Origin of the sequence: Nocardia sp. CDC159, from assembly GCF_023740735.1 — a bacterium.
Lineage (GTDB): Bacteria > Actinomycetota > Actinomycetes > Mycobacteriales > Mycobacteriaceae > Nocardia > Nocardia pulmonis.
Map to the genome: position 1 here is coordinate 172,831 of NZ_JAMRXH010000010.1, position 24,434 is coordinate 197,264.

The 24,434-nt window shown below is 69.0% G+C and carries 5 protein-coding genes; 3 read left to right on the top strand and 2 right to left on the bottom strand.

What is annotated here, in order from left to right; genetic code table 11:
- Positions 1-3 precede the first annotated feature (3 nt).
- Together NDR87_RS22750 and NDR87_RS22755 are read right to left on the bottom strand one after the other, a co-directional pair.
- Positions 4-6,555, bottom strand: coding sequence for a type I polyketide synthase (locus tag NDR87_RS22750; RefSeq protein ID WP_251914972.1), 6,552 nt, complete (start codon positions 6,553-6,555; stop codon positions 4-6).
- 27 nt (positions 6,556-6,582) lie between these two features.
- The gene (locus NDR87_RS22755; protein ID WP_251914971.1) at positions 6,583-13,107 is read right to left on the bottom strand and encodes a type I polyketide synthase; all 6,525 of its coding nucleotides are present in this window, start codon (positions 13,105-13,107) and stop codon (positions 6,583-6,585) included.
- 342 nt (positions 13,108-13,449) lie between these two features.
- Here NDR87_RS22755 and NDR87_RS22760 point away from each other — a divergent pair, with 342 nt between their 5' ends.
- Genes NDR87_RS22760 through NDR87_RS22770 form a run of 3 tightly spaced genes read left to right on the top strand, consistent with a single transcriptional unit; the run spans position 13,450 to position 24,426 of the window.
- Positions 13,450-16,893 carry an amino acid adenylation domain-containing protein gene (locus NDR87_RS22760; protein ID WP_251914970.1) on the top strand — a complete coding sequence of 1,148 codons (3,444 nt, stop codon included), beginning with the start codon at positions 13,450-13,452 and terminating at the stop codon, positions 16,891-16,893.
- A gap of 10 nt (positions 16,894-16,903) precedes the next feature.
- A complete protein-coding gene (locus tag NDR87_RS22765) occupies positions 16,904-23,401 on the top strand; it encodes a type I polyketide synthase (RefSeq protein WP_251914969.1) in 6,498 nt (2,165 codons plus the stop codon).
- Entirely contained in the window at positions 23,398-24,426 is a 1,029-nt protein-coding gene (locus tag NDR87_RS22770; RefSeq protein ID WP_251914968.1) for a ketoacyl-ACP synthase III family protein, read from the top strand. Before NDR87_RS22765 ends, NDR87_RS22770 begins: the two co-directional genes overlap by 4 nt.
- Positions 24,427-24,434 lie beyond the last annotated feature (8 nt).

Sequence of the window (24,434 nt, forward strand, 5' to 3'; positions counted from 1 at the left end):
CCCTCACTTTCGACCGATCCGCCGCCGGAACTCCGACCGCAATCCGAGGATACGCACACGCGAACCATTGCGGCGAGAACGTAAACGCAGTCTGTCGCGCCACTTTCGCGAGGTGGCGCCGTTCGTGTCCGGTACGGGCTCGACCGGCGCGGCTGCGGCCGGGGTGAGCGTATCGAGTAGGCCGGCAAGTCGGGTCGTGAGCTGACCGTGGTCCTGCGGTGGCAGCGTTGTGGCGGCGCAGGCCCGCACGAGCGAGTCGAGTTGGGCCAGAATGCGCGCGGCGGGATCGTCGGCGGGCGCGACCTCGGCGCGAATGTATTTCGCCAGCGCGGCGGGGGTCGGGTAGTCGAAGATGACGGTGGCGGGCAGTTTCGATCCGGTGGCGGCCTTGAGACGATTGCGGAACTCGACCGCGCCGAGTGAATCGAACCCCAACTCCAGCAGCGGTTGATCGGCTCCGATCGCTTCGGGGGAGTCGTGGCCCAGAATGGCGGCACCGTGCGAGCGAATCGCCTCCAGAATGCGCCGCTCCTGCTCGGCCGGATCCAGACCCGCGAGGGAGGCAACGAATTTCGAGGATTCTCCGGTACCACCGTCCGCGGCGCGCCGCCCCGCCCGCAGCAGACCGCGCAGTACCGGTGGAATCTCGTCGGGGTCGGTGTGGGCGCGCAGGGCGGCGGTGTCGATGCGTGCCGCAACGAGCGTCGTCGCACCGCGGGCGCGAGCCGCGTCGAACAGCGCCAAGCCCTCGGGCCCCGACAGCGGGACCACGCCGCGGGCGCGGATACGGGCCCGGTCGACCTCGCCGAGGTGAGCGGTCATCCCCGTGGTCGGGGCCCACATGCCCCACGCCAGCGACAGCGCGGGCAGACCGCGGCTGCGCCGGAACTGCGCCAGCGCGTCGAGAAAGCCGTTGGCTGCGGCGTAATTGGCCTGTCCCGGGCTGCCGATCACCCCGGCGATCGAGGAATACAGCACGAATGCCGACAGGTTCATCGAGGACGTCACCTCGTGCAGATTCCAGGCCGCGTCCACCTTGGCATGGAAGACGTTCTCGATATGGCGTCGGCTCTGCGTGAAGAACAGGCCGTCTTCGATGACGCCCGCGGTATGCACCACCGCCGTGAGCGGATGCGTGCCGTCGATATCCGCCACCACCCGGGTCAGCGCCGCACGGTCGGCCACGTCGCAGGCGACGATCTCGACCTCGGCGCCCAGCTCGGTCAACTCCGCACGCAACTCCGGCGCGGAGTCGGCCTCGGGCCCGCGGCGCGAGAGCAACAGCAGATGCCGCACGCCGTGTTCGGACACCAGGTGCCGGGCCAGCAGCGCGCCCAAACCGCCGGTGCCGCCGGTGATCAGCACCGTGCCGTCCGGATCCAGCGGGCGCGGCAGCGTCAGCACGTTCTTGCCGATATGGCGGGCCTGCGAGAGGTGCCGGAAGGCTTCCGGGGCGCGGCGCACATCCCAGTGTGTGACAGGCAGCGGACGCAGTGCCCCTTCATCGAACAGGGCAACCAACGCGCGCAGGATCTCACCCAGCCGCTGCGGTCCGGCCTCCATCAGGATGAATGCCCGATAGGCGACTCCCGCATACTGATTCGCGATCGCGGTCGCGTCGCGCACATCGGTGAGGCCCATTTCGACGAATCGCCCGCCGCGCGGCAGCAGGCGCAAACCGGCGTCCACGAGTTCGCCGGCCAGGGAATCGAGGACCACGTCCACGCCACGCCCGCCGGTCGCCGCCGTGAAGGCGGCCTCGAATTGGTCCGTGCGACTACTGGCGATGTGGTTGTCGTCGAAGCCCATGCGCCGCAGGGCATCCCACTTCGGCGGTGACGCCGTGGCGAAAACCTCCAGCCCGAGGTGGCGCGCCAGTTGCACGGCCGCCATGCCCACCCCACCGGTGGCGGCGTGCACCAGAATCGATTCCCCGGCCCGGACATCGGCCAGATCGACCAGGGCGTAGTAGGCGGTCGCGAAGACGATCGGTACGGCCGCGGCATCCTCGAACGACCAGCCCGCCGGTACCGGTACCAGCGTTCGTCCGTCGGCCACCACCGCCGATCCGACGCCGGGAAACAGGCCCATCACCCGGTCACCCACGGCCAGGTCGGTGACCTGCGGGCCGACCTCGATCACCACACCGGCGCCCTCGCCGCCGAGCGGTGCATCCGGGTCCGGGTACATGCCGAGCGCGATGAGCACATCCCGGAAGTTCAGCCCCGCCGCGCGCAGTGCGACCCGCACCTGACCGGCCGCCAAAGGCGGCGAATCGAGCTCGGCCGCGACGATGTTCTCGCCGGACAGTGTTCCCGTGCCGTTGAGCCGCAACGTCCAGTCGCCGCCGCTCACCCGTTCGGCCGCGCCGATCGAATCCGCGCCGGCGCGGATCAGCCGAGGAACGAAGACCGAACCGCGGCGCACCGCTGCCTGGGGCTCGCCCGGCCCGTGCAGTGCGGCGACCACGCCCGCGCGATACGCCGCCCAGTCCTCGACGTCCACGATGACGACGCGCCCCGGGTTCTCGTTCTGCGCGCTACGCAGCAGTCCCCACGCGGCGGCCCCGGCCAGATCGTCGACGCGCTCGCCGCCGTGTACCGCGACCGACGCGCGGGTGACCACAACGACGGTGGCGTCGGGCGCGATCGCGCCGGCGAGCAGCCGCTGTAGCGTGCTCAGCAGATCGATCACGCGTGCCCGTATCGTGCCCGCATTCGTCGCCGCGGAGTCGGGGCCGAACCGCAGCACCACGTATTCGCGTCCGTCGGCGGTGAGATACCGGTCCGGGTCGCTGCTCACCGAGAGTTCCGCGTCGGCGGTGTCGGACAGCGTGAACGGTGACCATTCGCCCTCCGGACCGGTCGCGCCGCGGGGCGCGGCGGTCCAGGCCAGCTCGAACAATCCATCCTCGAGTGCGGCGGTCGCCTTGGCGCCGAGCGCGTCGAGGGACAGCGTCGCGAAACGCAGCCGCCGCACCAGCCCGACCGGTCCGCCGCGCGGGTCGGCCAGCACCAATTCCACCTGATCCGGTTCGGGGACGGTGATGCGGACGCGGAGCGACGATGCGCCGACCGCGTACAGCGACACACCCTCCCAGACGAACGGCAGTTTCACACTGCCCATCTCCGTACGCACCGCACCCGACGCCCCGATCGCGTGCAGGGCCGCATCCAGCAGCGCCGGATGCACCCCGAAGCGCCCGGCGCCCGATCGCGCGGGCTCGGGCAGTTCGACCTCGGCGAAGACCTCCGCACCGCGCCGCCAGACCGCGCGCAGGCCGCGGAACTGCGGACCGTACCGGTAGCCGACCTCGGCCAGCCCCTCGTACAGTCCGTCGATCGGCACCGGCGACGCCCCGGCCGGGGGCCATTCGGTCAGCTCCGCCCCGGGGGGCGTGTCGGTGGCGCGCGCGAGTGTGCCGGTGGCATGGCGGGTCCACCCGGCCTCCGCCACGGCCTCGGCGTCCCGGTAGCGGGAGAACACGGCGACCGAACGGTCCCCGTTCTCCTGCGGTCCGCCGGTGACGACCTGCAGCTCGACCGACCCGGACGCGGGCACCACCAGCGGGGCTTGCAATACGAGTTCGGCCAAGGACGGACAGTCCACGAGATAGCCCGCGTGCGAACACAATTCGACGAACGCGGTACCGGGCAGCAGCACCGTGTCACCGACAGCGTGGTCGGCGAGCCATTCGTGGGAATGGCTCGACAGCTTGGTCGTGAGCAGCAGGCCGCCGTCGGCGGCGAGCCCCAGCGAGGCGCTCAGCAGCGGGTGATCGGATTCGACCATGCCGTACTGCGTCGCGCCGATGGCCGTGTCGAGCCAGTAGCGCTGATGCTGAAAGGCGTAGGTGGGCAGGGGGATCGTCGTGCCGGTGTGCCCGGGGTAGGTGCGTCGCCAGTCGACCGGCAGGCCGCGGATCCACCCTTCCGCGGCCGAGAGCAGGAACCGCTCGAGGCCACCGTCGTCGCGGCGGAGCGTGCCCAGTACCACGGTGCGTTCCGCATCGGAGGTGTCGTCGAGCAGTTCGCGGACGCCGACGGTGAGCACCGGGTGCGCGCTGCACTCGACGAAGGCCCGGTAGCCGGCCTCGTAGGCGGCCGACACCGCGGTCTGGAACAGCACGGTCTCGCGGATATTGCGGTACCAGTACTCGGCGTCCAGGGTCGCGGTATCCACCGATTCGCCGCGGACGGTGGAGAAGAACGTCAGTTCCGACGTGCGCGGGGCGATCTCGGCGAGCGCGTCGAGCAGCGGTTCTCGCAGTCGCTCCATCTGCTCCGAGTGGGAGGCGTAGTCGACCGGGATGCGGTGCACGCGCAGGCCCTCGGTCTCGAGTTCGGCCTGCAATTTGTCGAGATCCTCGGCGGCGCCGGAGACCACCGTGCTGGTGGGGCCATTGATCGCCGCGATACCGATTCCGTCCGCACGCGCCGACAGGCGGGCCCGGACCTGGTCGAGGGGCAGCGGAATCGACGCCATACCGCCGGTTCCCGCGACGGCCAGCAACACCCGGCTACGCAGGGTCACCACGCGGGCCGCATCGCGCAGTGACAGCGCACCGCAGACGTACGCCGCCGCGATCTCACCCTGGGAATGGCCGAGCACCGCCTGGGGTTCCATGCCCACCGACCGCCACAGCGCGGCCAGCGACACCATGGTCGCGAACAGGACCGGCTGGACGACATCGACCCGATCCAACCCCGGGGCATCGGGCTGGCCGCGCAGCACCGCCAGCAGCGACCAGTCGACGAATTCGTCGAATGCCGCTGCGCAGTCACGCATTTCGGCCGCGAACACCGGTGAGGAGGACAGCAGATCCCCGGCCATGCCGACCCATTGGGAACCCTGCCCCGGAAAAAGGAAGGCGGTCTTGCCCGTGACATTCGCGGTGCCCGCGATCGTGTGCGCGGCGGATTCGCCCGCGGCGACGGCGCGACAACCCGCCGTCAGCTCGGGCCCGGTGCGTCCGACGACGACCGCGCGGTGCTCGAAGACCGCGCGCGTGGCCGCGAGCGAGTATCCGATATCGGCGGGGTTCGACCCACTGTGCTCGCTGACGAAATCGGCCAGCCGCTCTGCTTGGCCCGCGAGGGCCGCCGCGCTTCTCCCGGAGATCGCCCATGCCAGGCTCGATGGCATCTCGACCGAATCGCGTTCCGCGGGTGCGGGCTCGGGAGCCTGTTCGAGAATGAGATGGGCGTTGGTGCCGCTGAATCCGAAGGAGGAGACGGCGGCTCGGCGGGGTCGGTCGGTGTGTGGCCATTGCTGGGTTTCGGTGACCAGTTCGACTTGTCCGGCGGTCCAGTCGACGTGTGAGGATGGGGTGTCGACGTGCAGTGTTGGGGGGACGAGGCCGTGTTGCATCGCCATCACCATTTTGATTACGCCGGCGACTCCGGCGGCGGCTTGGGCGTGGCCCATGTTGGATTTGATTGATCCGAGTAGGAGTGGTTCGGCGTTGCCGCGTCCGCGTCCGTAGGTCATCAGTAGTGCGTGGGCTTCGATGGGGTCGCCGAGTGCGGTGCCGGTGCCGTGGCCTTCGACGACGTCGACGTCGCCTGTCGACAGTCCTGCCGATGCCAGTGCGGCGCGGATTACTCGTTGTTGGGAGGGGCCGTTGGGTGCTACGAGTCCGTTGGAGGCGCCGTCCTGGTTGACCGCTGAGCCGCGGACTACCGCTAGTACTCGGTGGCCGTGTGCTTGTGCGTCGGAGAGTCGTTCCAGTAGTACCAATCCGACGCCCTCGCCCCAGGCGGTGCCGTCGGCGCTGTCGGAGTAGGACTTACAGCGCCCATCGGGGGCGAGACCCTTCATGATCGAAAAGGCGACCAGCAGTTCGGGTGTCGAGGTGACGCACACGCCCCCCGCCAGTGCCAGTGAGCATTCGCCGGTGCGCAGTGCCTGGACGGCCTGGTGGATGGCGACCAGCGAGGAGGAGCACGCGGTGTCCAAAGTGACCGCGGGGCCTTCGAATCCGAACACATAGGAGATCCGACCCGACGCGACGCTCGGGGTACGGCCGGTCAGAATGAACGGGGCCAGCCCGTCGCGATCGCCGGAGGGCGCGCCACCATACGGCGTCGCGATCGACCCGACATAGACGCCGACGTCCTTGCCGCGCAGCGTATCCGGGTCGATCTCGGCGCGTTCGAAGGTCTCCCAGGCGGATTCGAGCAGCAGCCGCTGCTGCGGATCCATCGACAGCGCTTCGAGGGGGCTGATACCGAAGAATCCGGCGTCGAATCCGGCGACCTCCATGAAGCCGCCCTCCCGCACATAGGTCGTCCCTTCACGCTTCCCGTCCGGATCGTAGAGCGAGCTGTCCCAGCCGCGCTGGGTAGGCCACCCGGAGATGACGTCACGGCCCTCGACGAGCAAGTCCCACAACTGTTCCGGCGAATTCGCCCCACCCGGATAGCGGCACGCCATACCGACGATCGCTATCGGTTCGTGCGCCCTGTCCTCCACCTCACGCAGCCGCTGACGAGTCTGATGCAGGTCCTGGGCGGCCCGCTTCAGATAGGTACGCAGTTCCGCTTCACTGGCCATGATGTGCCACCCACCGATCCGTACGGGCTAGGAGAGGGTCGAGGACTGATCGATGAACTCGAAGAGCTCCTGATCATCCGCGGATTCGAGCTTTTCGCTGACGCCGTCGGGTACCACGCCGCGCAGTGTGTTGAGCAGGTTGGTGAGTTTGGTGGTGAGTTCGGTGAGGTCGCCGGCCTCCCACGCGGCACCGGTGGCCGCCTGGGTGAGCGAATCGACCTGCGCCAGAATGCGCAGTGCGGGTTTGTCGGTCGGCGCTATCTCCTGCCGGATGTAACTGGCCAGTGCCGCCGGGGTCGGATAGTCGAAGATCACCGTGGTGGGCAGTTTCGAGCCGGTGGCCGCCTTGAGCCGGTTGCGGAACTCCACCGCGCCCAGCGAATCGAAACCCAGCTCCATGAACGGTTGATCGGGTCCGATGACATCGGGCGAATCGTGGCCCAGGATGGCCGCACCGTGCGTGCGGATCACCTCGAGAATGCGCTTTTCCTGCTCCGCGGGATCCAAACCGGCAAGGGAGGAAACAAATTTCGAGGATTCACCGCTACCGGCATCGGCGGCGCGCCGACCGGCCCGAAACAGCCCGCGGTAGGCGGGTGGGATCTCGTCGGCATCGGTGTTGGCCCGGATCGCGGCGGTATCGAGGCCTGCGGGCACCGTCATCGTCGCGCCCGATGCCCAGGAGTCGTCGAACAGCGCCAGGCCCTCGGCCTCCGACAGCGCCACCACACCCCGGCCGCGGATACGCGCCCGGTCGGCCTCGCCGAGGTGCTCCGTCATTCCGGTGGCCGGGCCCCACATACCCCAGGCCAGCGAGAGCGCCGGCAGCCCGCGGACCCGCCGATACTGCGCCAGCGCATCCAGGAAGCTGTTCGCCGCAGCGTAATTGGCCTGCCCCGGACCACCGACGACACCCGAGATGGACGAGTACATGACGAACGCCGTCAGATCCAGGTGTGCGGTGAGCTCGTGGAGATTCCACGCCGCGTCCACCTTCGACCGGAACACCGTCTCGACCTGTTTATCGGTCTGGGCGAAGAACAGCGCATCGTCGATGACGCCGGCGGTGTGCACCACCGCGGTCAGCGGATGCCGCGCGTCGATATCCGCCAGCACCGTGGTGAGGGCGGAGCGATCGGCGGCGTCGCAGGCGACGATCCGCACGGTCTCCGCACCGGCCGCGCGCAACCCGCTGTCCAGCTCCGCCGCGGACTCGGCGGCCGGGCCCCGGCGCGAGAGCAACAGCAGATGCCGCGCACCGTGCGAGACCACCAGGTGGCGGGCCAGCATCGCCCCCAACCCGCCGGTGCCACCGGTGATCAGCACCGTGCCGTCGCCGTCCAGGCCGCGCGGCACGGTGAGCACGTTCTTGCCGATGTGCCGGGCCTGCGACAGGTACCGGAAGGCCTCCGGGGCGCGCCGCACATCCCACCGCGTCACCGGCAGCGGGCGCAGCGCACCGGAATCGAACAGCGCCAGCAACTCCCGCAGGATCTGGCCCAGCCGCACCGGCCCGGCCTCCATCAGCACGAAGGCCCGATAGGTCACTCCGGCATACTGATTCGCGATCGCCGTCGGGTCCCGCAGATCGGTCAACCCCATCTCCACGAACCGGCCGCCGCGCGGCAGCAATCGCAGTCCGGCGTCGACGAGATCGCCGGCGAGCGAGTCCAGCACGACATCCACGCCGCGCCCCTGGGTAGTCGTCAGGAACTTCGACTCGAACTCCGCCGACCGCGAGGTGGCGATGTGGTCATCGTCGAATCCCATGCCGCGCAGCACATTCCACTTCGGCGGGGAGGCCGTCGCGAAGACCTCGAGTCCGAGGTGGCGGGCCAGCTGTACGGCCGCCATACCCACGCCACCCGTGGCGGCATGCACCAGAATCGATTCCCCGGACCGCACTCCCGCCAGGTCGATCAGCGAGTAGTACGCGGTGGCGAAGACGATCGGCACAGCGGCCGCGTCCTCGAAGGACCAGCCCGCCGGAATCGGCACCAGGGTCCGCGAGTCCGCGACCACGGCCGATCCGACCCCCGGGAACAGGCCCATGACCCGATCGTCCGGAGCGAAGTCGGTCACATCGGGGCCGACCTCGAGCACGATGCCGGCGCCTTCGCCACCGATCGGGGCGTCCGGGTCGGGGTACATGCCGAGCACGATGAGCACGTCACGGAAGTTCATGCCCGCCGCGCGCAGACCGACCCGGACCTGACCGGATTCCAGCGCGACCGAGGGGAGCTCGCCCGCGACCATGTTCTCTCCCGACAGCGTGCCGGCGCCCTTGGTCTCGAGCCACCAGTCACCGCCGATCAGCTCGGCCGCGCCGCCCACCGAATCCGCGCCCGCACGGGCGAGTCTCGGCACCAGGACGCCTCCGCGCCGCACCGCCAGCTGTGGTTCACCCACGACGGACAGGGCGGTCGCGACGCCGTCGCGATAGGCGTTCCGGTCCGGGACGTCGATCAGGATGATCCGACCGGGATTCTCGTTCTGTGCGCTGCGCAGCAGACCCCACACCGCCGCGCCCGCCAGGTCGAGCACATCCTCGCCGCCGTCGACGGCCACCGCCCCGCAGGTGACCACCGCCAGCGGCATACGGGCCGGCAGGCCGCCGGCGAGCAATCGCTGCACCTGGGTCATGACGGCGGTGACGCGCTCGCGGACCGACTCCGCGTCGACGGCGTCGGCGTGCGGTGAGGTCAGGACCGCCACCTCGTGGCCGTCGCGCACGAACCGTTCGACACCGGCCAGCGATTGCGCCTGCTCGTCGTCGATATCGGTCTCGGCGGTCAGCGCGGCCCAGTCCGCGTCCGGCAATTCCACGGCCGGGGCGGTCGCCGGAGCCCAGGTGAGCTCGAACAGCGCGTCCGCGGTGGTGGCAGCGCCCTCGCCGCGCAGGGCGAGCTGATCGACCGAGATCGCCGCGAACCGCAGCGTTTCCACCGAGGCCACCACACCGGCGGCGGGGTCGGCGATGGTGATGGTCACCGCGTCGGCGCCCGTCGCGGCGATCCGCACCCGCAGCGACGCCGCGCCGACCGCGAACAGCGATACGTTCTCCCACGCGAAGGGCAGTTTCACCATGCCTTCGTCGACACCGACCGCACCGGAGACCGCGATGGCGTGCAGGGCGGCGTCGAGCAGCGCGGGGTGAATTCCGAACCGCGTGGCGGATTCTCGTGCGTTCTCGGGCAGCTCCACCTCGGCGAACACCTCGGAACCCTGCCGCCACACCGACTTCAGGCCGCGGAACAGCGGACCGTAGTCGTAGCCCAACTCGGCCAACCCCTCGTACGCCGCACCGATCGGCAGCGCGGCCGCTCCCGGCGGTGGCCAGGCGCCGAAATCGGCGTCCGCCGCCGATCCGGCCGCGTCGGCGGTGAGAACACCGGTCGCGTGTGCGGTCCACGCCGTATCGGCGGGCGCACCCGTCGGCCGGGAGTAGAACGCTATGGCACGCCCGCCGGTCTCGCGTGGCCCGCCGACGATGATCTGGAGTTCGACCGGATCGGTCTCGGGCACCACCAGCGGTGCCTGCAGTATCAGCTCTTCCACCACGGGGCTGTCGATCGAATCGCCGATGTGCAGCGCCATTTCGACGAAGGCCGTGCCTGGCAGCAGGACCGAGCCGCCGATCGTGTGGTCGGCCAGCCACGGATGGGTGTGCAGCGACAGCCGCGAGGTGAGCAGTACGCCACCACTGTCGGCCAGGGTGAGTTCACCGCCGAGCAACGGATGCTCGACGCCGCGCACGCCGGTTTCGCGGGCGCCGAGCCCATAGACCGGATCGAGCCAGTAACGCTGATGCTGGAAGGCGTAGGTGGGCAGCGCGACGGTGCGCGGGTCGGCGGCACGGTGGGCGTGGGCCCAATCGATGGTGGCGCCGCCGGTGTGGGCGGTACCCAAAGCCGTGAGAAAGCCGAAAACTTCGTCCTCGCCCGAGCGCAACAGTGGCGCACTCGTGAATGCGGCCGTATCGGGATCGGGCAGGCAGCCGTGCAGCATCGCGGTCAATGTGGTGCCGGGACCGGCTTCGAGATGGACGACCGGGCCCTGATCGAGCAGCCAGCGCGCGGCATCGTGATAGCGAACGGTGGAGCGCACGTGGGCAACCCAGTACTGCGGATCACACAGCTGCGCGCCGGTCGCGGGCGCTCCGGTGAGGTTCGACACCACCGTGATGGTCGGCTCGTGATACTCCAAGCCGTGGCATACGCGGGTGAACTCGGCCAGCATCGGCTCCATGAGCGGTGAGTGGAAGGCGTGACTGACGTTGAGACGCTTGGTTTTTCGTCCTTCGGACGCAAATCGGGCGGCGATCTCGGTGACGGCGGAATCGTCGCCGGAGATCACCGTGGCGGCGGGCCCGTTCACCGCCGCGACGCCCACCAGGTCGCCGTGCCCGTTCAGCCGTGCGCGCACCTCGGCCTCGCTCGCGGCGATGGACACCATCGCCCCGCCGGTGGGCAGCGCCTGCATCAAGGTGCCGCGGGCGGCGACCAGGGCGCACGCGTCCGACAGCGACCACACCCCGGCCACATACGCGGCGCTGATCTCCCCGATGGAATGGCCGAGCAGGAAATCCGGTCGCACACCGAGGGATTCGAGGAGCCGGAACAATGCCACCTCGATGGTGAACAGAGCGGCCTGGGTGTACGCGGTCTGATCCAGCAGTGCCGCGGCCGGGGTGTCCGGTTCGGCGAAGAACACCTCGCGAAACGGCGGATCGAAATGGCCGTCGAAGTGCGCGCAGATCTCGTCCGTCGCGGCGGCGAAGACCGGGAACCGTTCGCGGAGCTGGCGGCCCATGCCCGGGCGCTGCGCGCCCTGACCGGGGAACAGCAGGGCGGTTGCCGCGGGCCGGGCCGTCACGCCGGTCACCACCAGCGGCGCGGCCGTACCGGTCGCCAGGCTTCGCAGACCCGACAGCAACTCGTCGCGGTCGGCGCCGAATACCACCGCGCGGTGGTCGAACACGGCCCGGGTACGCGCCAGCGAGTAGGCCACGTCGGCCGGGTCGAGGTCGGGGTGCGCCGCGACGAACTCGGCCAATCGGCCCGCTTGGGCGGCCAGAGCGCTGGAGGCGCCCTTACCCGACACCGGCCACGCGTACAGCGGCAGCCGCGCGCGTTCCCGTTGCTGGTTCGACTCTTCGGAATTCGGTTGTGCAGGAGCCTGCTCCACGATGATGTGCGCGTTGGTGCCGCTGATCCCGAAGGAGGAGACGGCGGCTCGGCGGGGTCGGTCGGTGTGTGGCCATTGCTGGGTTTCGGTGACCAGTTCGACTTGTCCGGCGGTCCAGTCGACGTGTGAGGATGGGGTGTCGACGTGCAGTGTTGGGGGGACGAGGCCGTGTTGCATCGCCATCACCATTTTGATTACGCCGGCGACTCCGGCGGCGGCTTGGGCGTGGCCCATGTTGGATTTGATTGATCCGAGTAGGAGTGGTTCGGCGTTGCCGCGTCCGCGTCCGTAGGTCATCAGTAGTGCGTGGGCTTCGATGGGGTCGCCGAGTGCGGTGCCGGTGCCGTGGCCTTCGACGACGTCGACGTCGCCTGTCGACAGTCCTGCCGATGCCAGTGCGGCGCGGATTACTCGTTGTTGGGAGGGGCCGTTGGGTGCTACGAGTCCGTTGGAGGCGCCGTCCTGGTTGACCGCTGAGCCGCGGACTACCGCTAGTACTCGGTGGCCGTGTGCTTGTGCGTCGGAGAGTCGTTCCAGTAGTACCAATCCGACGCCCTCGCCCCAGGCGGTGCCGTCGGCGCTGTCGGAGTAGGACTTACAGCGCCCATCCGCGGACAGGCCGCGCTGGGCGGCGAAGCCGACGAAGACATCGGCATGCGGATACACGCACGCTCCGCCGGCCAGTGCCAGTGAGCACTCGCCGGTGCGCAGTGCCTGGACGGCCTGGTGGATGGCGACCAGCGAGGAGGAGCACGCGGTGTCCAAAGTGACCGCGGGGCCTTCGAATCCGAACACATAGGAGATCCGACCCGACGCGACGCTGGCAGTTCGCCCGGTCAGCATGAATGCGGCATTGCCGTCCCGATCATCGCACACCGGCCCGCCATAGGGGGCAGCGATAATCCCCGCGAAAACACCGGTATCACTGCCGCGCAACCTGGCCGGGTCGATCTCCGCGCGTTCGAAGACCTCCCACGCGCACTCCAACAGCAGCCGCTGTTGCGGGTCCATCGACAAAGCCTCACGCGGACTGATGCCGAAGAACCCGGCATCGAATCCGGCGACTTCCATGAAGCCGCCTTCACGCACATACGTGGTGCCCTCGCGTTTGCCCTCGGGGTCGTAGAGCACATTCAGATCCCAGCCGCGATCGGTGGGCCAGTCGCGCACGGCATCGCGGCCTTCGATCAGCAAGTCCCACAACTCTTCCGGCGAATTCGCCCCACCCGGATAGCGGCACGACATTCCGACAATGGCCACCGGTTCGGTCGCCCGTTCCTCGATCTCGCGCAATCGCTGCCGCGTCTGATGCAAATCGCGAGCGGCGCGTTTCAAATAGGAACGCAGTTCTTCTTCGTCGGCCATGTCCTCCGCCTCCCACTGTTTTCCGGGGCTCTCGACGGAGCGCGGAATCGCTTCGCGCACACCGTTCCCCAGCGTTGCCATCAACGGTCCCGCACTCGGGGAGGGGGAAAAACCCCTAATGCTCCCCTAACGGGTGGAATTGGTCCCGGAGCCCCTGAAAGCTTGTTGACCTGGTATTTCTCAACGGCCGCCCAGTGGCTCCGCTGATAGTCGAGTTACTGGTGTGACAGAACGAGAGTTCTGTGCTGCTGTGGTAATGGGTCGCACATGCTAGTTTGCGACTGGTTCGCAATTTCTCGCGAACTTCGGTCGAGAGCATGGAAATCGAAAGATGCGGGCGCGATGACACATACAGGCCAAGAAACGACCAGTCGTCTCGAAGTTGTCCGTTGGGTCGTCGATAAGATCGCCGACATCACCCACGCCCCGCCGGGGGAGATCGAATTCACTACGCCATTGACGCAAATCGGATTGAGCTCGCTGCGCACCGTCCGACTGCGTGCTCTGATCGCCGAGCGATTCGGTGTCGAAATACCGCTGGCCGTGCAAACGATCGACGACATCGCAGATTTCGTCGCGGCGGCACAGCCGAGCGCGCACGAGCCGGTCGACCACATCGAGCCGGACCCCGCCAACGCGTTCGAACCATTCCCGCTCACCGACTTGCAGTATGCCTATCTCATGGGCCGCAGCGATGTCTTCGAACTGGGCGGGCTCGGCGGCCACGCCTACTTCGAATTCACCCGCGACACCGGTGATCCCGAGCAGCTCCGCACCGCGTGGAATCGAGTCGTTGACCGGCACGACGCGCTTCGCATGCAGGTTCGTCCCGACGGGCGCCAGCAGGTATCGGCGAATTCGCCGAGCACCGGATTCGACATTCTCGACCTCCGCGCGGCCACCGACGAGCAGCTGACCAAGGAGCTGGCGGATCTGCGCCACCGGAGCTCCCACGAGGTCTTCGATCTGCACACCGTGCCCCTGTACCACATTACGGTGGCCCGGCTGCCCGGCACGGCGCTGCGCATCTTCTTCAGCATCGACCTGTTCGTGGCCGACCTGTGGGCCTGGCGCGTTCTCATGCGCGACTGGTGGGGCTACTACTCCGACCCGGCCTACGATCCGCGGCCGCTGCGGCTCACCTTCCGCGACGTGGTGCTGCACGAGGCCCGGATGGCCACCGGTCCGCAGTTCGAGAAGTCCCAACGTTATTGGGAGAACCGAATTCTCGAACTGCCCGATGCCCCGGCGCTCCCGGCGGCCGTCCATGCCGCCGAGAAGCGCTTCCGTCGGCGCCGATTCCACGTCTCGCGGCCGGTGTGGGCACAGCTGAAGCAGCTCGCCGCGCAGCGCTCCGTCACTCCGTCGGCGGTCCTGCTGGCCGCGTACTCGGTGGTCCTGGCGCGGTGGAGCGGCTCCGGACACTTCACCGTCGACGTGACGCTGTTCAATCGACCGCCCCTGCACCCCGAAATCAACGATCTGGTCGGCGATTTCACCAATGTCGATCTGCTCGAGGTCGATGTCGAGCGGGCCGCCACCTTCCACGAACTCGCCACCGCCGTGCAGTCGCGGCTGTGGGCCGATCTCGAACACGCTCAGGCGGGCGGCATCAAGGCGCTGCGCGAACTCGCCGCCCAGCGCTGCGGGGTCGGCTCCGCCTTGTTCCCGGTGGTTTTCACCAGCACCCTGGGCGGCGAGGAGGAGGGATACGACACGGTCTTCGCCGGTTTCGGCGAACCCGACTTCGCGATCACGCAGACCCCGCAGGTCTACCTCGACCACCAAGTGTTCGAACAGAACGGGCGAGCGCTGATCGTGTGGGACACCCGGGACGGCGTGCTCTCCGAAACGGTCATCGACGAGATGTTCCTGGCCTACATGCGCCTGCTCGACCACATCGCCACCGAAGACGGATGGCAGACCGCACCGAAGGTGCCGTTGCCCGCACGCACCCGCCGGATCCGAGCCGCGACGCGGGTCACCACCGAGCCGCTCGACACCATGCTCCACGACGGCTTCCTCACCGCCCCGGCCGGTCCCGACGCCGTCGCGATAATCGCCCCCGATCGCACCCTCACCTATGGTGCGGCCCGCGCCCACATCATCGGGACCGCGGCCGCCCTGCGCGAACAGGGCCTCGGTCCCGGGGATGTGGTGGCAGTGGAAGCGGAAAAAGGCTGGCGGCAAGTCGTTTCCGTCGCCGCGGTGATGGCCGCCGGATCTGCGGTCCTGCCCATCGATCCGGCACTGCCCGCCGCGCGCAAGGAGTGGATCGCGCAGCACTCCGGCTGCCGCGCGATGCTCACCGACCGCGACGAGCTGCCCGTCGCCGCCACCACCACCATCGAGGGCTGGCGCGATCTGGCGGGCCCCGACGATCTGGCCTACATCCTTTACACCTCCGGATCGACCGGCACACCGAAGGGCGTCGCGGTCACCCATCGCGCCGTCGTGAACACCCTGCACTGGGTCAACGAACGCTTCGAGATCACGGCGGCCGACCGCGTACTGGGACTGTCGTCCATGTCGTTCGATCTGTCGCTGTGGGACACCTTCGGCGTCACCATGAAGGGCGCGACCCTGGTCCTTCCGCCCGCCGATCGCACCCGCGACCCCGCGACCTGGGCCGAACTCATGGCGCGGCACGGCATTACATTGTGGAACAGTGTTCCGGCGCTGCTCACGATGCTGCTCGAACACACCGACACGGGACTCGACGCGCTGCGGCTGGTGCTGCTCTCCGGTGACTGGATCCCGGTCGCGCTGCCCGACCGCATCCGCGCCGCCGCGCCGCGCGCCCGCGTCATCGCCATGGGCGGCCCCACCGAAACCTCGGTGTGGACCAATGCCTTCGAGGTCGGCGTCACCGATCCGGCCTGGACATCGATACCGTACGGATATCCGCTGCCCAATCACGAATTGCACGTGCTCAACGACCGACTCGAAGAAGTACCCGACGGTGTCGCCGGTGAGATCTATATCGGCGGAACGGGTTTGGCCGTGGGATACCACAACGACTCCCAACGCACCGAAGCCTCCTTCATCACCCACCCCGATACCGGCCAACGGCTCTACCGCAGTGGAGATCTGGCCCGCTACCGCGCCGACGGCTGCCTGGAAATACTGGGGCGCACCGATTTCCAGCTCAAGGTCGGCGGGCACCGCATCGAGGCCGGGGAGGTCGAAGCCGCGCTGCTCGAGCATCCACTGATCCGCGCCGCGGTCGTGCTGGCACCCGATTCCCTGGCCGCCTTCGTCGTCCCCGACGAACCCGTAGCGGACGCGGACGTCGACGCCCTCGTCGCCGAACTCACCGCCACGCTGCGCGACCGGCTGCCGAACTACATGGTTCCCCACCGCATCGAGGTGCTCACCCGGCTGCCGATCGACCATCGCGGCAAGGTCGACCGCGCCGCTCTGCGCACCAGGCTCAGCACCCACCGCGGAGTACGTTCCTACATCGAACCCGCCAACCCCGTCGAAACCGTCATCACCGACACCGTCGCCGAGGTGCTCGGCGTCGACCGGGTCGGAGCCGACGAGCGATTCCTCGAGGCCGGCGCGAACTCGGTGGCGCTGACCAGGATTCACGCCCTGCTGTCGCAACGCCTGTCCGTCACCTTCGATCTGCTCCAACTCTTCGAGAATCCGGATGCCCGCTCGCTGGCGACCGCGCTGCGCAGCGACGCCCCGGCCAACGACGCCGTGGGCACCGGTAGGGAGCGGGCCCGCGCCCGGCGGGCGGCACGGCAGCGCGTACCCGGCCCGAGCTCGCAGAACTGAGGCGCCCGCCATGGACAACGAGATGGATATCGCGGTAATCGGTATGTCCGGGCGGTTCCCCGGCGCCCCCGATCTCGCCGCCTTCTGGGACAACCTGTGCGCGGGCAGCGACTCCGGTGAACGCCTCGACCATGCCGTGCTGCGGGCCGCCGGTGTACCCGCCGACCTGCTGAGCGACCCCAACTATGTGCCGGTGGCGCAGCGGATCACGGGTCTGGCCGAATTCGACGCGGATTTCTTCGGCTTCACCGCCCGCGAGGCCGCCATGCTCGACCCGCAGCAACGGTTGTTCCTCGAATGCGCCTGGCATACCTTCGAGACCGCGAAACTGATTCCCGGCGCGCAACGCGATGTCGGGGTGTTCGCGGGTGCGAATATGCCCGCGTACCTGATCAGCAATCTGCTGCACGGCGAGCCGCTGCGCATGAGCGCCGCCACCTTTCTGCTGCAGATCCACAACGACAAGGACTACGTCGCCAGCCGGACCGCCTACAAACTCGGGTTGACCGGACCGGCGTTCACCGTCCAGACGGCCTGCTCCTCCGGACTGGCCGCCGTCCATCAGGCCGTGGCCGCATTGCTGGGAGGAGAATGCCGCCTCGCCCTCGCCGGCGGTGTGTGCGTGCGGGTGCCCCACGATGTCGGCTACCTCTACGAAGACGGCTTGATCTTCTCGCCGGATGGACGCACCCGCTCCTTCGATGCCGAGGCCAACGGCACCATGTTCGGAAGCGGGGTGGGCACGGTGCTCCTGCAGCGCCTCGACGACGCCCTCGCCGAGGGCAATCGGCCGCTCGCGGTGATCAAGGCGACCGCCATGAACAACGACGGCGACAACAAGATCGGGTTCACCGCGCCCAGCATCGACGGGCAGGCCGAGGTCATCGCGACCGCGCTGGAACTGTCCGGAATAGATGCCGCCGACATCACCGCCATCGAGGCGCACGGCACCGCCACGCCGATCGGCGATCCCATGGAGGTCGCGGCACTGACCAAGGTCTTCCGCGAATACACCGACCAGCGGTCGTTCTGCGGCATCTCATCGGTGAAAAGCAATGTGGGACACCTGGAATCGGCCGCGGGAATCGCCGGATTCATCAAAGCCGTTCTCCAGATCCAGCACCGGATGCTCGCCCCGACCGCCAATTTCACCGCCCCCAATCCCGCCATCCGATTCCCCACTACCCCGTTCTCGGTCGTCGATCGCTTGACCGCGGTGACCGGGCCCGTCCGAATCGGGGTGAGCTCGTTCGGCGTGGGCGGAACGAACGTCCACGCGATACTGGAGTCACCACCCGAATCACCGGCCCCGCGCTCACAGCCCAGAGGCCACACGCCCGCACTGGCCTGGGTGGTGTCCGGACGCGGCTCCGCGGCGCTGGCGGCTCAGGCCGAACGACTGGCCGAATTCTCCACCACGCATGCCGAACTCGACCCGGTGGATGTGGGATATGCGCTCGCGACCACGCGCGCGACCTTCGATCATCGGGCGATGGTGTTCGGTACCGATCGCCACGAACTGCTCAGCGGGCTGCGGGCATTGGCCGCGGGCGAATCCGCGCCGGGGCTGGTATCGGGTGCGGCCACCCACCCGACGGCGACGGTGCTGCTGTTCCCCGGCCAAGGCGCACAGCGCAACGATCTGGGTCGCGATCTGTACCACCGCTTTCCGGTGTTCGCGGCCACGGTGGACGAGATCTGCGCCCAGTTCGATTCCCGGTTCGATCCGCCGCTGCGCGATGTGCTGTTCGCAGCGCCCGGCACCGAGACCGCTGCGCTGCTCGACCGGACGGCCTACACCCAGGCGGGCTTGTTCGCCGTGGAGGTGGCGCTGTTTCGCTTGGTCGAATCATGGGGCGTGCGACCGGATTTCCTGCTCGGACACTCCATCGGCGAGATAAGCGCGGCCTATGCCGCGGGCCTGTGGTCGCTGCCGGACGCGTGCACGCTGGTCGCCGCCCGGGGCCAGCTCATGCAGGCACTGCCCGACGGCGGCGCGATGATCTCCCTCGCCGCCGGCGAGTCCGAGGTCGCCGCCGCGCTCGACGGGTACGGCGACAGGGCGAGCGTCGCCGCGATCAACGGACCCGCCGCGACCGTGGTCTCCGGTACGGCCGACGTCGTCGCGGAGCTGGCCGCGACATTCACCGGTCGGGGCCGGAAGGTCAAGCGGCTCAACGTCAGCCATGCCTTCCACTCTCCGCTCATGGATCCGATGCTGGCCGAGTTCGCCCGGGTGTGCCGCGGTCTCACCTACCACGAACCCACCACCACCGTGGTGTCGACGCTGACCGGCCGGCCCGCCGAGAGCGGTCGACTGCGCGATCCCGACTACTGGGTCGACCACGTCCGCGCCACCGTGCGGTTCCACGACGCCGCCCGCTGGCTGCTCGGCCAGGGTCGCGCCGTCTACCTCGAAACCGGTCCCGGCGCCACGCTGTCGGCGCTGCTCCACGACTGCCTCGACGATCCGGATTCCACCGCATCGGTCACCGCGCCGCTGCTGCGCGGCACCGGCGACGAAACCAACGGGTTCCTCACCGCGTTGGCCACCGCCCACACCCACGGGTCCGCGATCGACTGGTCGATCCCGTACGCGGACACCGGCGCTCGGCCCGTCGACCTACCCACCTACGCCTTCCAACATCAGCGTTACTGGCTCGACGCGCCGCCCACGCCGGGCAGCGATCTGCGGATGCTGGGCCTGGATCCGTTCACCCATCCGATCCTCACCGCCGCGGCGGCCGCACCCGGCACCACCCTGTTGACCGGGCGACTGTCATCGACCGCCCACCCGTGGTTGCGCGAGCACACGATCGGCGGATCGCTGCTGGTGCCCGGTGCGGCCGTCGTCGATCTGTTCCTGAGCGCCGGCGGTCCGACCGGCCACGATCACATCGAGGAACTGACCATTCGACTGCCGCTTCTCGTTCCACCGGACGGCGGCCTCGCGATCAGGGTGCTCCTCACCGATCCGGACGCGGGCGGCGGCCGGGCCGTATCGGTCTACGCACGGCCCGATTCCGACGACACCGAGACCGCCTGGCGCCTGCACGCCGAAGGGCTGTTGGCGCCGCGCGATGACAGCCCGCACGCGCCGCGATGCTCGTGGGCGGACTCGCCCTGGCCGCCCACCGACGCCGTCGACGTGTCGGTGGACCGGATCTACGCCGAACTCGCCGCCGCGGGTGTCGAATACGGACCCGGTTTCCAACGGCTGCGCAGGGCGTGGCGAACCGTGGACGGGTACTACTGCGAGCTGGACCCGCAACGGCCACCGACCGCGGGGGCCGCGGATTTCGTGCTGCACCCCGCGATTCTGGATTCCGCGCTGCACCAGTGGGTGCACGCGACTCGGGACGCGGGACTACGCCTGCCCTTCGTCTGGAGCGGTATCACCGTCTGGCGACCGCGCGCCGTACCCACCCGAGCGCGCATCGGCTGGGAGCCCGACGACACCGACAGGCTGAGCATAGAACTGGTTGATGCCGCCGGGAACACGGTCGCACGCATCGCATCCATCCGTACCCGCCCGGTCGATCCCGAACAGCTCCGCCGCCCGCTGGGAATCACCGCCGCACAGGAGGATTCACTCTACCGACTGCGCTGGGTCCCTCCTCTCGACGACCGGGCGGGCGCGACACCGGGAACCTGGGCGATGCTGGGCAGCGCGGCCTCCTCGGTGAGTACCGGCCGCTCGACCGAATCGATGCGGCACTACCCCGATATCGCGGCGCTGCTCGCCGCCGCCGACAAGGGCACTCCGCTACCGGATTACGCCGTCTTGCCCTGCCGCAACGGCATCGACGCGGAGGGCGATCCACCCGGGATGGTCGCCGCACTGCACGATGCGACGCACCGGCTTCTCGACGCGCTCCGTTCCTGGCTGGCAGACCCGCGCACCGAGGACTGCCGCCTGGTCTGCGTCACTCAGGGCGCGGTGGCCGCACGCCCCGGCGACCGGGTCACCGATCTCGTCGGTGCGGCACTGTGGGGACTGCTCGGCTCGGCGCAGGCCGAGCACCCCGACCGGTTCATTGTCGTCGATATCGACGACCGGACCGAGTTGGCGGCGCTGCGCCGCGAGATGCCCGCGCACCGAACCCAATTCGCCATCCGTTCCGGCGCCGCACTGGAGCCGCGGCTCGATCGCGCCGACCCGGGGGAGCTCGCGCGAATACCCGCCGAGACATCGGCCTGGCGGCTGCGGGTCACCGGTGCGGGCACCGTGGACGACCTGCACCTCGCTGCCGCTCCCGAGGCGACGCGCCCCTTGGACCCCGGCACGGTGCGCGTGCGGGTCCACGCCGCCGGGCTGAATTTCCGCGATGTGCTCATCGCCGTCGGTGTATACCCGGGCGACGATGTCATCGGTAGCGAGGCCGCCGGTGTTGTCGTCGAAACAGCTCCCGACGTCACCGATCTCGCACCCGGTGACCGGGTGATGGGATTGTTCCGCGGCGCCTTCGGCCCGCTGGCGATCACCGACCACCACTGGGTGATCCGCATACCGGACGACTGGACCATGACGACCGGTGCCTCGGTGCCCATGGCCTTCGCGACGGCGCTGTACGCGCTGACCGATCTGGCCGCGGTACAACCCGGGGACTCGGTGCTCGTGCACGCCGCGGCCGGTGGCGTCGGATCGGCGGCCGTCCAGATCGCACGCTTCCTCGGCGCGGAGGTCTTCGCCACCGCCGGTCCGGACAAATGGCAGGCCCTGCGCGATCTCGGCCTCGACGACGACCACATCGCGTCCTCCCGCGACACCGGCTTCGCCGAGAAATTCCACCACACCACGCACGGGCGCGGTGTGGATGTCGTCCTCAACTCGCTGACCCGGGAATACATCGACGCCTCGCTGCGCCTGCTCGGCTACGGCGGGCGCTTCATCGAGCTCGGCAAGACCGATGTCCGCACCCCCGAGCAGATCGCGGCGATCGCGCCCGGCGCCGCCGCCCGATACCGGGATTTCGACCTGCGCGACGCCGAACCCGAACGCATCCGGCAACTGCTGCACCAGGCCCGCGAACTACTGCGCACCGGCGCGCTGCGGCCGCTGCCGACCACGGTCTGGGATATCCGGCGCGCCCGCGAGGCATTCCGGTTCGTTTCCCAGGCCCGGCATATCGGCAAGGTCGTGCTCACCGTCCCCGCATCGTTGGATCCGCAGGGCACCGTCCTGGTCACCGGCGGCACCGGCGGCCTCGGCGCCGTCGTGGCACGCCACCTCGTCGAAACCCGGGGCATCCGCCGACTCGTGCTCGTCGGCCGCCACGCCGACTCCGCCGACAAGGTCGGCGCGCTCGTCGACGAGCTGTCCGCGACCGGCGCCGACATCCGGGTGGCGTCCTGCGATATCGCTGACCCCGCCGCCGTGCGGGCGCTGCTCGCCAATATCCCGCGGCAGCATCCGCTGACGGCGATATACCACCTCGCCGGCAGCATCGACGACGGTCTCGTCGAATCGCTCACCCCGAACCGTCTGGACGCGGTACTGCGTCCCAAGGCCGATGGCGCGTGGCATCTGCACGAGGCGACCGCGCACCTCCCGCTGGCGGAGTTCGTCCTGTTCTCCTCCGCGGCGGGCATTCTGGGCTCACCCGGGCAGGGAAACTACGCGGCCGCCAACACCTTCCTCGACGCCCTCGCCCACCACCGGCACTCGATGGGATTGCCCGCCACCGCCATCGCCTGGGGCCTGTGGGAACAACCCACCGGACTCACCCGCGCACTCGGTGACGCCGACCGCGCGCGACTCGGGCGAACCGGACTGGCTGGACTAGCGACCGCCGAGGCGACGGCGCTGCTGGACGCTGCCCGCGACAGTGGGGACGCCTTCGTCGTGGCCGCCCGCCTCGATACCGCCGCGCCGCACGCCGACACTGTCCCGAACGTACTGCGCGGACTCGTCCGGACCAATGGATCCGCTAGTGCCGCAACGTATTCCGTTGGGCCCGAACTGGCGGGATTGTCGGAACGAGAACGTCGGCGGCGCGTGCACGACCTCGTCGCCCGGGAGGTGTGCGCCGTACTCGGCGTCACCGATCCCACGACGCTGTCGGTGGACCACTCCTTCGAAGCACTCGGCGTCGACTCACTGACCGCCGTCGAACTGCGTAATCGCCTGCGCACAGCAACCGGTCTCAAACTGCCCGCCACGCTGATCTTCGACCACCCCAGCCCGGCCGCCGTCTCGGAATGCCTCGTCACGGCATTCGCCGACGACGCCGATCCCGGCCAGGACGATTCCGGTGACAGCACGACCGTCCTCGCGGAATTGGATCGCCTGGACACCATGCTTGCCACGCTGGCGCCCGACAACGCGCTACGCGAACGAATCACGCTACGGCTCAACGCGCTCACCACCAACTGGGCCCACCGCACCGGAACCGGCACGCTCACCACCGCGGACCTGGCGATGGAACCGGTCTCCACCGACGAACTGTTCCGTATCCTCGGCGAGCCCGATGCGGTGCCGCCGTCGGACCGAGCGGCCGACCAATGACCGGGCCGCGCATCTATATCCGCAGTGTCGCCACCCATCTCCCCGACCCGGTGCCGGTCACCGCGGCCGTCGCCGACGGCCGGTACCCCGCGGACGAACTCGCCGAGACCGAACTCACCGGAATCCGCGTCGCCACCGATCTCGCCGCACCCGAAATGGCGGTCCTCGCAACACGATCCGCCATCGAGCGCACCCCGGCAAGTCCCACCGAGGTCAGCGCGCTCGCGTACGCGCACCTCTATCACCAGGGCCAGGACTTCTGGAGCCCGGCGGCCTACGTGACACAACGCGTACTGCACGGCTCCTGCCCGTTCTTCACCGTGCGGGAGGCGTCCAACGGAGGCATGCTCGCCCTCGATCTGATGGCGAGCCGACTGGCAGGTCGCGCGGAGCCCTCCTCGGCCTACGTGGTGACCGCGGACCGCTACACCGAACCCGGATTCGACCGCTGGCGCACCGACGTCGGGCAGATCTACTCCGACGGCGCGACCTCGATCGAGGTATCGACCAGACCCGGATTCGTCGAACTGCTGAGCATCGTGACGGTCGCGGACAGCTCGCTCGAGGGACTCACTCGCGATCACGGCTGCTTCTCCGATGCGGCGCTCCAGCACGACACGCCGATCGATCTCCGCAGGCTCAAACGGGACTTTCTCGACCGCGCCGGATCGTCGACGGTCTTCGACGCGCTCACCACGGGCACCCGCACCGTTGCGCGCAAAGCGCTTGCCGTGGCGCAGGTTTCGATCGACGAGATCGCATTCGTGGTGCTGCCCAACGTCGGACGCGAGACCCTCGAATGGGAATTCCTCGAACCACTCGGCATCCCGATCGATCGGACGCTGTGGGAATGGGGCCGTGGGGTCGGCCACCTCGGCGCGGGCGACCAGTTCGCCGGTCTCGAACACTTGATCCTCGAGAAACTCGTGCGTCCGGGCGACCTGGTCCTGCTGCTCAATGCGGGCCTGGGGTTCACCTGGACCGCCGCGGTCGCGATGTTCCACTCCGTTCCGGACTGGAACTAGATCGAGCC

Coding starts and splice junctions, on each gene's coding strand:
- NDR87_RS22750 (WP_251914972.1), bottom strand. CDS start 6,555: ATGGCCAGTGAAGCGGAACTGCGTACCTATCTGAAGCGGGCCGCCCAG.
- NDR87_RS22755 (WP_251914971.1), bottom strand. CDS start 13,107: ATGGCCGACGAAGAAGAACTGCGTTCCTATTTGAAACGCGCCGCTCGC.
- NDR87_RS22760 (WP_251914970.1), top strand. CDS start 13,450: ATGACACATACAGGCCAAGAAACGACCAGTCGTCTCGAAGTTGTCCGT.
- NDR87_RS22765 (WP_251914969.1), top strand. CDS start 16,904: ATGGACAACGAGATGGATATCGCGGTAATCGGTATGTCCGGGCGGTTC.
- NDR87_RS22770 (WP_251914968.1), top strand. CDS start 23,398: ATGACCGGGCCGCGCATCTATATCCGCAGTGTCGCCACCCATCTCCCC.